The sequence below is a fragment of the Vibrio sp. B172a genome, assembly GCF_030248355.1.
GTDB classification, from domain to species: Bacteria; Pseudomonadota; Gammaproteobacteria; order Enterobacterales; family Vibrionaceae; genus Vibrio; species Vibrio owensii.
Map to the genome: position 1 here is coordinate 1 of NZ_JAHGAC010000024.1, position 11,591 is coordinate 11,591.

An 11,591-nucleotide genomic window follows, 5' to 3' on the forward strand; every position below is an offset into this window, starting at 1 on the left:
TAATGCGCACTGAATTGAGGATTCCACTGGGCTTGAAAATGCTACGGCAAATCCTGCACAAGCCATTGAAATACTTGTTAATCCAAGCCCATTAAACTTTTTTGCTATGCTCGTCCACAACGTCTGCGCTTCGTAAGTTTTCGCTTTATCTAATGCTAATCCAACAAGTGCCTTTTCTTTATCTTCACCTATAGCTTCTGCAAGCATAAGTATCTGATTTTCCTTCAAGTATGTTCTTCCTTTTCGCACGTCAGTAAGCATTTGAGGACTGATGCCTAAATCTGGGGCGATTTGCTTGTATTGCACATACTTCATTTGCTCTTTGTAAGCGTCAATGAGTTTGTTTGTATACATTTTTGAATCCTGCCTTTAGATCGTTACTAACGATTCTAGCTCATTTGTACGGAATTTATCGTATTTACACTATGAAGAATCTCGTATTAACTATACGAAATATTTCGTATTGACCGCCTTGATTTAGGCGTTTGCCCTTGACGCTTGCGTCTGGTCTTGGTGGTCACTCTCAACGGTCAAGGTGTTTGGTTATGCTTACGGAACAAGTTAAATCTCTTATAGAAAAAGAATCAGAACTTAGTCCTCGTCTATCTGGTGTGTTCTTCCGTAAGCACCTGAACCAATCCATGTATGCTGACGACGGCCAACTAACTCCGTTCGCTATCGAGTGTCATAGTTACTTTCAAGAATTGAAACGTTCTGCTGAGAAAAAAGCGTTTGCAGCTCGCCTTCAACAAGAACGCGTTCAACACGAACAGCACCAAGCTTCGATTAAGAAAGCTAACCAATCCGTTTCGAAATCTGTGAACCAGTCACGTGCCCGCTTCATCGGTTCGTTAAGATTTGAGCTAAACGCTGGCGTTCTAGTCGTTCGCTCGGCTTCTCATTACATGCAGTATCCAGCTAAGTTAATCCGTCGCTACTTGAAAAAACTCGGCGTATCCAAACTTGGTAAGTCTTTGTCTGATGGAGTTTCATTTAAGGGTGACGCTGTCACTCAAATTATAGATGCTCTTCAGGCTAAGCATGCTACGAACCTAACAGTTCCCACTGATGCTGATTTCAAGCAGCAATCTGTTTTCGAGTATATCCGTTCTTCTCTAAACGAATTATCAGCTCTTGGGTGTAATCACTTGGAGGCTCAGCCATGAGCCTAGCTCAAATCATCTATTACGACTTGCTCCCTGATTACACGGTTTCCGTGTTGGTCAAAGGCTGTGATGAATGGGATTTGCTGAAGTCGATGTCTCATCTTGAGTCTTGGGCTTCGTCTCAATTTGTGTCTTATGAGTTGGTGTCCATCACCAACACGACTTACCAAGAACGCGTTGATTTGGGGGTGTTCGATGACTACTGCAACTAACATCCTTAAGAAGTTTGATGAGCAATCGGTTCATATCGACTACCTATGTTTTACATTTGCAGTCAAGGACTTACGTCATTGTCATAACGCAGTTCAACGCCTGCATAAGCATGAGGAATACAAAGGTTTAGCGCCCAAATCTCTGTTACAACGTAACTGCAAAGCACCTAAGTTCCCTGCTCCACCTGAGTTTAATCCGACCCTTGCCAAGACGGCCGAAGAGATTGAAGCGTACAACAGCGCCTTTGATATCTGCTACCGCAACTACTTGGAAGATTGTTTGCGTATCTTCACCAATCAAGTGCTTGGGTTGTCACTGTCTGCACCTCGTGGTTTAGGTTTCCAGTTCTATACCGAGTCAATGAAACTGACTTCGCCAGACGGTGAAGACTTCTGCGGCTTTGTTGGTATTGGCGGCAACAATGACACGGTGCATTTTCAGATTAATGGTACGGGTTGCAAACATGTCTTTGCTCGTCGTCAACCTTGGTCACTGTATGATTGGCTGACTAACGTGCTTGGCGTTCAAACTCTGGCGCGTGTTGACCTCGCTTATGATGATTACGACGGTATTTTTGATTGTGAATATGCGCGTACCGCTTGGAACGACAATGCATTTCGAACGGCTGAACGTGGTCGTAATCCGGTTCTGCATGTTGACCATACGATTGCGGGTTTTCGCGACGGCCGTCCTGATTACACCAAAGAGCAATATTCCATTGGCTCTCGTACTTCTCGTATTTACTGGCGTATCTACAACAAGGCGCTTGAGCAGAAACTCGCGAACACGGGTTTGGTTTGGTATCGCTCAGAAGTCGAACTGAAAAAATGGAACATCGATGTTCTGCTTAACCCAGCTGGCGCGTTCGCGGCCATCAACGATTTCGCAGCGTCGATTTCTACTGCAAAGAAATTCAATACAAAACCTGTCCCGACTAAACGCGCGGCGTTAGACCTGTTGGCCTCGGCTCACTGGATGCGTCGCCAGTACGGGAAAATCCTCAACTCTTTAATCGAATTCCATGAGGGCGACATTGAAACCGTTGTCGGCTCACTCGTCCGTGATGGAACAAAATTCACCTTCCCCGATACCTACGGCAAGTTGGTGACTCACATATTGGAGACTTAACAAATGGCTAAATCTGTTTTTGTTCTTGGCATGGACATCACTTGGAACTCGGCACGTGGTGACAGTGCTCAACTGAATATCTCGCGTCCACTACGCGAAATTAACTCGGAGAAATTCAAGCGTCGCACCATCGGTGAATCTGGTGACGTAAACCCGCAATGGGATCAACCGTTGATGATTGAACACAGTTACGCCCTGCTTCTTGAGCGTACTGGTGCTCTGGTTCCTCGTCGTGAGTACCAGTTGCAACTTGAAATCAATCCGGAAGATCCATTGGCGGGTGCCATCGTGACAGCGCTTATCCCTGTCGACCCAGAAATTAAGAAGCACTTCGAAACTTCAATGAAATCCGTTCAAGGTTAGAAAAATGTCTGTATGCGTCACCGTTGTAAACCAGTACGGCAATTTAAAAGCGACGAAAACTCACGTCGACAATTGCCAAGACTACGTGCTGATTTCGGCGGTGGAGTATCAAGAATATAAGGATCCAGTCCTGTTCAACGGTGACTTGTTCCTATATGTCAGTGGCGTGCTCTTGATCAACATGGTCGTTGGTCATTGGGTGGGTCGTGTTGTTCGCCTTATGAGTAAAAGGTAAATCTTATGAAAAAACTAGAACTTGTTGTAAATAACGTAAAACACGCAGTCGTAAACAAAAAAACAGCCGTAGGCTCTGCACTTATGCTTGCTTCCGTTTCTCCGGCTTTTGCTGAAACACCAGATATTACGGGCGCTATCAACGCCGCTGTCTCTGGCGGTCAAAGCAATGTATCACTGGTTGTTGCGGGTCTGATTGGTATGGCTGCACTGGGCTTTGGTGTGACTATGGTTGTTGGCTTCTTGCGTCGCTAACGGTTCACCTCCATGCCTCCTTTATCTGGTAATTTACTTGGAGATGTGCTCGCTATCATTCTAGGTGTTGCCTTTGCGGGGGCATTTCTCCACGGCTTTGTGAGTGGCATCAATACTCACTAATCAGTTAATCAAGGGGGCTTCGGCTCCCTTTTTTATTGGCTTCTTTATGAAAAAACTACTGCTTTTTCTTCCGTTAATCTTTCTGTCTTTTTATAGCCAAGCTTCTGCTACTCAATTTCCCACAACGGGTACTGCAAGGGATGTAGGTGGTATTTTTGATTGTGCTGAGAACGGGAAAAGCTACAACATTGCTAGCGTGCTTTCTTGTCTTGAGAATCGCAGCGTTCCTTATCAGAACTACAAAACCACGACGTGCTTTTTACAAGTGAACAAGTATGGTGGCGGTTCCGTTTGTAATGTTTCAGGCGGAGATTATCCCGGTCAAACGGTTAGGTTTAATGGTTGGTATGGGTTTCAGTGTCCTGCTGGCACCGAACTTAACCGAGAAAACATGTGCGAATCGAACTGTGAATTTGGCACCAATCCCGATGGGACTTGTATGGACGCTTGCCAGTTCAAACAGTCCATTGGCGATACCGTTAAACTCCATTGGCATCCGGCTGTTTATGGCGAATTAGTAACAGGTGCTTGTTATGGTGATTACGGTGCGACTCGATGCGAAATGACCAAGAACGAATCCACCATCATTTGTACTGGTGTCCCTGATGGACAATACACGCCGGATTCTCAATGCTCGCTGAACTTTGCTTACACTGGCCGACAGTGTGACGGCGGCACTTTGTTCTGGGGTGACAAAGGCCCTGATGAACCGATTATCCCACCGGAAGAACCCGAAGACCCGACCCATGAGCCAGATGATCCAACGGGCGAGATTGAAGATCCAAGTGTCCTACCCGATGACTCAACCAACACGTTCGACCCCAACGACGTTGACCCAGAGCCAGACGTTGAAGAACCTGACATAGATGAATCGACAGACACGGCAGTTGTTTCTGCAATTCGAGGTTTGAATGAAGACATCAACAAAGGCATTCATGATCTCAACGTTGACCTTAACGAATCGCAAACTCAGATAGCCAATGCCGTTATTGAGGTGAAAGGTTCGCTCGTTGATAACACGCAAGCCATTCAAGAGCAACAAATCAATGACAACAAGATATATGAGAACACCAAAGCCCTTATCCAACAGGCCAACGGCGACATTACCACGGCAGTCAATAACAACACCAACGCCACCATTGGCGTTCGAACGGATTTACAAGGCTTGGGTGATTCCCTTGGTGAACTGGGCAACAACTTGGATTCTATCGAGGGCTTACTGACTGGCTCCGACTTTGGCACACCAACAGGCGCCGCAATCACTGGAGAAATCTTCACGGCTGAGGACTTCGCCAATCTGCAAACCGTTATCGATGGCAAAGCCGATTCGATTCAAGACTACGTGGATGAAATCAAAGGACTGGTGAGCATCGGCACCAACTTCAATAACGGCACATTAAGTGACAAATCGTTTTCGATTAAAGGTGCGACGGTTGAGTCTGGCCTACAACGTTTTGACTCCGTGTCCGGTTACGTTCGTCCGGTCGTCTTGTTCATTTGTGCCTTGATTGCTCTTTGGGTGCTGTTTGGTAATAGGAGTAAATAACATGGAGTACATCTACTCTGCATTAGAGTTCATCGCCAACATTGGGCAGACCTTTCTCGACTTCTTCGACGTGGCAATTGCTTGGATAAAGAATGCGTTTGAATACGGCGGAATGTGGCTTATCTCGGTTTGGCTCGATATCAAGATTGCATCGATACAAATGGCACTCAAGATAGCGCAGCTGCTACTCGAAGAATATGGCGTTTATACCTTGGTTGAAGACCGATTCAACGCCCTGCCTTCTGACGTTCGTTACATCCTGACCGAGTACGGCGTTACTTCTGGCCTGCGTATCATCTTTGATGCGTTCGCCACCTCTTTAGTTATGCGTTTCTTTAACTGGTGATCCAATGGCAACTTCCTTTCGATATGGTCACGGCGGCTCGTACAAATCAGCGTGTGCAGTATGGTTCGACTTATTGCCTGCACTGCGTGAAGGTCGCATCTGTATTACTAACATTCATGGCATGCAGCCCTTAGAAGTCATCGAGCAAAGACTGGGTGAGAAGTTTCCTGATAGTGCTCGTCTTATCCGCATCAGTTCGCGCAACCCAGAAGGCTTTGAACTATGGAAATACTTCTTCTGTTGGGCGCCTATTGGGGCGTTCATCCTCATCGATGAGTGTCAGCAAATCTACTCCACTAATGCAGGCTTTAAAATGGCGAACATACACAAGCGCCCTTTTACTGACTTTGAGCCACATCTACCCGAAGGATTCTCTGAGTTGTTTCAGTCTCGTTGGCTGACTGTTGATACATCCAGTTTGGACAATGGCGAGATAGACGATTGCCAACGCACACGTTTCGACGAGCAAGGCCGAATAATCTATCCGGAGAACTTCAACAATGCCTTTATGGAGCACCGGCACTACAACTGGGACATTGTCCTGCTCACGCCCGACTTTGCTCAAATCCCTAAAGAGTTAAAAGGCGTGGCTGAGTTGGCCAAGCAGCACAAAGGTAAAGACGGGATCTTCTTTTCCAACCGTAAACCTCGAATCCTAGAACATGACCCAACAAGAACGGTCACCAAACCAAGCAAAGACGATGTGGTGTACAACCTCAAAGTCCCGCTTGATGTTCACCTACTCTATGCTTCCACCGTTACGGGGCAAATCACTAAAGCGGGACTTGGAAAGAACATCTTTCTGAATCCTAAATTCTTAGCAGCTATGGCACTGATGGTGCTTTCATTTGGGTATGTCATTTATGCGCTTATTGGTCTTTTTTCTGATCCTGAGACGGCAGCTTCGCAAGGAACGCAGCCTCATCAAACTTCGCAGCACAGTTCTATTTCGTCTTCGCAAAGTAAATCGAGCCCTGGGCAAACTTCTTCGGATAATTCTGTCGTGGGTTCTGGTCGTTCTGGCTGTACGAGTACTGGTTGCGGGAATGGGACTTATCATGACATAGGAACGGTTCCGGCTTGGTTTCCATTGGCCAACTCAGAAAGCATCTATGTGTCAGCCGTTGAACGTTGGCACAAGCCAAGTTCGATACACGTCAGCGTCCATTTTGAGGTAGTCACGCCGCGTGGCGTGACCTACCTTGATGACGGTTTTCTTCACAAGCTCGGCATACAAATGGAGTATCTGGATGATTGCCTCGTCCAGCTGTCTCGTGGAGAGTCCAATTTCTATGTGACGTGCTCACCTTACGAACAATATGCGCAGCGCCAAGAGCAAGACATAGAACTCAAGCCAGTTGGCGGTCTATTTGGAGGAGACGAAACCTAATGAATGAATACGTGACGCATGGACAGCTTGTTGAAATCATCGAACTGTTCGACCATCTCTCGATGCTAAACGCGATCTTAGTGATCATCGTTTACGACTTGTTTCGCTCAGGAATTCGAATGTTGTGTGACTATCTGAATAAGGAAACCGAGTTATGAAGATGACACCAGAACTGTTTAATCGTGTGGTCTATAACTCAGCGTTTGGAGCGTTCGTTCTAGTTGGGCCGCCGACATTCGAGCAGCTTCAAGAACGTAGGCTATTTGTTTTGCGGTTCGAGATAGCCATGAGCAAAGCCATCTATGGTTAGAACGGATTGGGCATCGCCCCGACCGAAGGGAGTCACCGAGATATAAGGAGTTGCGGAGCGACGACGAAGCACCAAGCCGCCCACCTTAGCAAAACCTAGCCTCATCACTTAATCGGCGCGGTTAGCAGCCCAAAGCCACTTGGATGCTGCCGCCCTCCTTCCTGCTAGACCAGCCTCGCAGAGACTAACCACACCAAAGGCGTGTAAACCTACTGGAACACATCAATACTATCAGCACCAAAGCTTTGCGAGTGTCGAGCAAGGCTTTTCTCTTTCTAATGATTTGGTTTGACTGCCGACTAGAGCGCGGAGCAAGTGAGGACGGGCTAGGACGATTGCGCGACGTGCGGCGGGAGGTCAAAACCCCCGTATCTGTATTACGGGGGTAAATTCCACCATACCACAACGGTTCGATGAAATCGTAATTAGGCTTGATTAGACAACTAAGTGCTCATGCGATTAATTTGTGTTGTTGAAACTATGAAAGTTTATCTATTGAGATCCGCGCGATGTAACAGCACTATGTGTGCATAATGGAAGGCAAACTGCTGTATAACAAACGTTATACGCCATCCTATCCAGTAAGCTAACTATGCGATACAATGCTACTAGTTTCATTGATGGGTAAGTATCATGGAAAGTAAGTTAAAACATTTAGAGTTTATTCAGAACGTGATCACACGGATGAACTCGAATTCATTCTTAATCAAGGGCTGGACCATTACATTAATATCAGCATTGTTTGCTTTGGCAGCAAAAGATGCCAACATCCAATATGTACTAATCACTTATATAGTTATACCTGTATTTTGGTTTTTGGATGGTTTTTTCATCTCACAAGAACGTCAGTATAGAGCCCTCTATAATGAAGTTTCTTCCAAAAAAGAAGCTGACATTGATTTCTCAATGAATGCTTCAAAATTTACAGGCAAAGACTACAAAAAAAATTCATGGCAAGCAGGAATTTTTTCAAAAACCCTAATGCCATTTTATGGAATTACTGTAGCAGCAACGGCCATAGTAATGTTTTTAATTGGAGGTTAACCCGTTATGGGTAGAAAAATCTTTGTTTCGTATAAATACGCAGATAACCAAGTAAAGCCGCTGACAGATAATATCTGGGATACTACAACAGTGAGAAACTATGTTGATGAATTGCAAAATTACTTAGATGAAGAAGATCACATTAACAAAGGTGAAGCTGACGGTGAAGACTTGAGTGACTTTAAAGACAGTACAATTGCTTCTAAACTGCGAGACAAAATATTTGATAGCAGTATTACTATTGTTATGATTTCTAAAGGTATGAAATCCAACAATATTTTTCAATCTGAAAATGACCAATGGATTCCTTGGGAAATATCTTACTCTTTAAAAGAGTTGACTCGCAACAACATAACTAGTCGCTCTAACGCTGTGATTGCGGTAGTTTTGCCAGATAGACAAGGAAGTTATGAATACTACATTGAAGAAAACTCTTGTAATGTCTGCAATTGCAGGACTTTGAATACGCCGTTTTTATTCGAAATTCTTCGGAAAAATATGTTTAATCTTAAGTCCCCAACGTTTGATGAATGTAGTGAGCATGAGGCAGGTACTGTATATACTGGCGAATCCTCATATATAAAGTCAGTTAAATGGTCAGACTTTATTGGTAATATTAGTGCTTATTTAGATCTTGCAATCTCTATTAGGGACAACAAGGGTGATTACAATATTACGAAGACAGTTACTCAACCAACTGCACTAGGTGTATAACAAAGCATTTAATAGTGATTCCCAACGCTTGGCATTTTTCATTCCATCGTTGGGTTTAGTGTTTAGGTGGTATGTTTGGGTTTAATGGTAGCGTTGTTCGGAGGTCAATTTGACTCAAGAAGTATTTAATTGTTTTGAAAGTTATGAATTCTTTGGTGAGTTTTTTGAAACTGAAAGTAGCAGTGCGGCTAGGTTCGCTGCAAAAATTAAATACTCTCCTCAAGATGGACTCCAGCTTGAGTACTCCTTGGCCAATAGTAGCATTTCAAATAATTGCGAGCGTTTGTTTGGTATTTTAAGCAACGGTAAAAAATGTACATTAGTCGGGGATTTTGACTTTGGTAGTGGTACACACTTTATGGGGCAAGTCCACGTTAGATCAGGTGTGCATGGTTTTTATTACTTGATTATCGGTGATTTTGTATGTGAGGAGCAGTTGTTTGAATGTACGCACTTTACGTTCAATGGTATGCAAGAGTTTATCCATCCTCAAGGATGGCTCACACAGTTAAAATATCAAGATTGCCCTATTGTTAAAGTTAGTGGTGATGATTGGGATATTGAGGTCAATAATGTAGCGACTTTCTCTATGGTAGGTAAATGCTTGAAGAATCTAATTGGTTCCAGAGATAAAGAAGCGAAAGAAAAGTTTGATATTGCATTAGATGAAATATTGGAATCTCATCCTAAAGCATTTTTTAATTTAAGAAAGTCTCTTAAATATTATGTGCATTATTCTACCAAAGAACTTAAAGGTGCTAGTGACATTATTGGCAGTATAACAAAAATTGCATCTTTATTTTCAATATTGATGTCTCGACCTGTCTTTCCTGAGGAAATCGAACTGACACTCCATGGCAAAGACGAAACGGTCAAAATACTGAACAGTATGGTTCTGGAAACACGAACCGTAGAACTAGCACAGGCAGAGGTTCGTCATCATAATATGCCGCTTAATTGGAAGCAACTTGATATGAGTATGGTGCTTTCAAATTGGTTTAAAGTATTCGATGACTTCCATGTTTTATCTGTTGCTCATCAGTATGATACTGGATTTGTAACACTTCATCACGCTCACAGTGATATCATTTTGTATTCTACGCAATTAGAGGCTATCAACATCGATCTAGGTGGGCAGTCTGCAATGAAATATATAAACCCAATTGAAACATATGCTTCACCTGAATTAGTCTCCCAGTTAAGAAAGCTATTTGAAAAAGTCGGCGAAGGTAATCTTGGTAAAGCCATATCTACTGTTCGTAACGAACTAGCTCATGTTGGTCGTCCAAAAGTTATGATGAAAAAGTTGAGTATTAATGACTATGCTGACATCGGTTATATCTTAAGGCTTGTTGTTATTTCTCATCTGTTATCAAAACTAGGGGTAGAACGAGAACAGATCTATCAATATCAACATCGCGTACGCTTGGAGTAGTCAGTTAACAAACTGTTTAACAGTGATTCGCAACGCGTGGCATTTGACCACGCGTTTTTCATTTCCAATACTTGATCCAATAATCCGTTAGACGTAGCCTATGTGCGCTAGGTTTTATATGTCAAGGATATGAAATGGCAAAGTTTTTAAACACAAGTGCAACAAACTACTACCTCGAAGAGCTCATCAAAAATGCTTCTGAAAGACTGATTTTAATCAGCCCTTTCCTCAAACTTAATGATCGTATTCGAGAACTTTTAGAAGACAAAGACCGCTTGAAAATCGACATCAGAATAGTCTATGGCAAAAGCGAGCTTCAACCGGATGAAATCAATTGGCTCAAGGGCTTATCTTTCGTGCGAACAAGTTTCTGTAAGAACCTTCACGCCAAGTGTTACATGAACGAAAGCTCATGCATTATTACAAGCTTGAATCTGTATGAGTTCAGTCAAGTAAACAACAATGAGATGGGTATCTTCATTGACCGTGATGAAGATGCCGAGATTTACAAAGACTCTTACGAAGAAGCACAACGCATCATCCGTATAAGTGATGAGGTGAGAATATCTTTAGAGAAGGTGCAAGCTGACTCAGTTCCTGCCGAAAGCAATGAGCCAGCTGCTAACGTACAAGAACAGACAAAGATAACCTCTTCTAAGTTAGCCAAGAAGCACAACCTCAAAACGGACGACTTCCTTAAACTGTGTGTTACTAAGGGCTACCTATCTTTTGATGATGGCAAGCATTCGTTAACAGATGAGGGTAAGTCTTTTGGCGGCGAGTTCAAATACAGTAAGCGCTTCGGCCCCTACTTCATTTGGCCTGAGTCACTAGAGGTCGTATAGATTCAAATAAGGCTCCGCTCGGAGCCTTTTTATTACACCATATTCTTTAGCACTCTCGCATACTTCAGGATTTGGTGAGCTACTTCTATATCATTTGAAGCCCCTAGCTCTAACAATGCAACGCCAATCAACACTTGTTGTGCAGTTACCAACTGGCCTGTTGGAAGTTCTAATCGGTCGTGCCTCATTACGAAATTTTCCCAATCTTCACAGATGCTCAGTTCCCTGCCCTTATTCATCCTCATTAACCGTTTACACTCTGGAGGAATGGATTTTCCCTTATCCCATTCTTTGATTGTTCTCACACTTTTTAAACAAAGTTTCGCAGCATCTTCGACGGTTAAACCACATTCAAACTCACGAAAAATATAGTTTTTTGTCATTTCGTGATACTTCATTGAATTGTCCCTCAAAAGAGAGACATTCTATAAACATTAGATATGCAACCACATTAAACATAAGTGCCCATAATGCGCACT

The 11,591-nt window shown here is 43.6% G+C and carries 16 protein-coding genes; 14 read left to right on the forward strand and 2 right to left on the reverse strand.

Annotated elements, in window-relative coordinates; translation table 11 throughout:
- Positions 1–354: DUF3693 domain-containing protein (locus KIT90_RS20185; RefSeq protein ID WP_285378313.1), on the reverse strand; the 354-nt coding region annotated here is incomplete at its 3' end.
- Positions 355–545: 191 nt separating this feature from the next.
- Here KIT90_RS20185 and KIT90_RS20190 point away from each other — a divergent pair.
- The 14 genes from KIT90_RS20190 (at position 546) to KIT90_RS20255 (ending at position 11,112) form a co-directional block, all read left to right on the forward strand.
- Entirely contained in the window at positions 546–1,166 is a 621-nt protein-coding gene (locus KIT90_RS20190; RefSeq protein ID WP_285378315.1) for a hypothetical protein, read from the forward strand.
- Positions 1,163–1,378 carry a hypothetical protein gene (locus tag KIT90_RS20195; RefSeq protein ID WP_199481001.1) on the forward strand — a complete coding sequence of 72 codons (216 nt, stop codon included), beginning with the start codon at positions 1,163–1,165 and terminating at the stop codon, positions 1,376–1,378. Before KIT90_RS20190 ends, KIT90_RS20195 begins: the two co-directional genes overlap by 4 nt.
- Complete coding sequence (locus KIT90_RS20200; protein ID WP_285378317.1) at positions 1,362–2,507, forward strand: replication initiation factor domain-containing protein; 1,146 nt, start codon at positions 1,362–1,364, stop codon at positions 2,505–2,507. Before KIT90_RS20195 ends, KIT90_RS20200 begins: the two co-directional genes overlap by 17 nt.
- Before the next feature lie 3 nt (positions 2,508–2,510).
- Positions 2,511–2,870: a DUF1293 family protein gene (locus tag KIT90_RS20205; protein WP_285378319.1), complete on the forward strand. Its 360-nt coding sequence runs from the start codon at positions 2,511–2,513 to the stop codon at positions 2,868–2,870.
- A 4-nt stretch (positions 2,871–2,874) separates the two neighbouring features.
- Positions 2,875–3,105, forward strand: a complete 231-nt coding sequence (locus KIT90_RS20210; protein ID WP_005427132.1) for a hypothetical protein — start codon at positions 2,875–2,877, stop codon at positions 3,103–3,105.
- 5 nt (positions 3,106–3,110) lie between these two features.
- The gene (locus KIT90_RS20215) at positions 3,111–3,359 is read left to right on the forward strand and encodes a hypothetical protein (RefSeq protein WP_005427124.1); all 249 of its coding nucleotides are present in this window, start codon (positions 3,111–3,113) and stop codon (positions 3,357–3,359) included.
- Between the two features lie 169 nt (positions 3,360–3,528).
- The gene (locus KIT90_RS20220; protein WP_285378320.1) at positions 3,529–5,028 is read left to right on the forward strand and encodes a hypothetical protein; all 1,500 of its coding nucleotides are present in this window, start codon (positions 3,529–3,531) and stop codon (positions 5,026–5,028) included.
- 1 nt (position 5,029) lies between these two features.
- A complete protein-coding gene (locus KIT90_RS20225; protein ID WP_005427048.1) occupies positions 5,030–5,374 on the forward strand; it encodes a DUF2523 family protein in 345 nt (114 codons plus the stop codon).
- Positions 5,375–5,378: 4 nt separating this feature from the next.
- Complete coding sequence (locus tag KIT90_RS20230) at positions 5,379–6,764, forward strand: zonular occludens toxin domain-containing protein (protein ID WP_285378322.1); 1,386 nt, start codon at positions 5,379–5,381, stop codon at positions 6,762–6,764.
- Positions 6,764–6,922: a hypothetical protein gene (locus tag KIT90_RS20235; protein ID WP_285378324.1), complete on the forward strand. Its 159-nt coding sequence runs from the start codon at positions 6,764–6,766 to the stop codon at positions 6,920–6,922. The genes KIT90_RS20230 and KIT90_RS20235 overlap by 1 nt, the downstream gene beginning before the upstream one ends.
- A gap of 785 nt (positions 6,923–7,707) precedes the next feature.
- Positions 7,708–8,118 (forward strand): hypothetical protein, encoded by a 411-nt coding sequence (locus KIT90_RS20240; RefSeq protein ID WP_285378325.1) that lies wholly within the window; start codon positions 7,708–7,710, stop codon positions 8,116–8,118.
- Between the two features lie 6 nt (positions 8,119–8,124).
- Positions 8,125–8,832, forward strand: a complete 708-nt coding sequence (locus KIT90_RS20245; protein ID WP_285378327.1) for a TIR domain-containing protein — start codon at positions 8,125–8,127, stop codon at positions 8,830–8,832.
- Between the two features lie 109 nt (positions 8,833–8,941).
- Entirely contained in the window at positions 8,942–10,267 is a 1,326-nt protein-coding gene (locus KIT90_RS20250) for a HEPN domain-containing protein (protein ID WP_285378329.1), read from the forward strand.
- A 134-nt stretch (positions 10,268–10,401) separates the two neighbouring features.
- Positions 10,402–11,112, forward strand: a complete 711-nt coding sequence (locus KIT90_RS20255) for a phospholipase D family protein (protein WP_285378330.1) — start codon at positions 10,402–10,404, stop codon at positions 11,110–11,112.
- A 32-nt stretch (positions 11,113–11,144) separates the two neighbouring features.
- Here the strand turns inward: KIT90_RS20255 and KIT90_RS20260 are convergent, their stop codons facing one another.
- Positions 11,145–11,510 carry a regulator gene (locus KIT90_RS20260; protein WP_285378332.1) on the reverse strand — a complete coding sequence of 122 codons (366 nt, stop codon included), beginning with the start codon at positions 11,508–11,510 and terminating at the stop codon, positions 11,145–11,147.
- Positions 11,511–11,591: the final 81 nt, after the last annotated feature.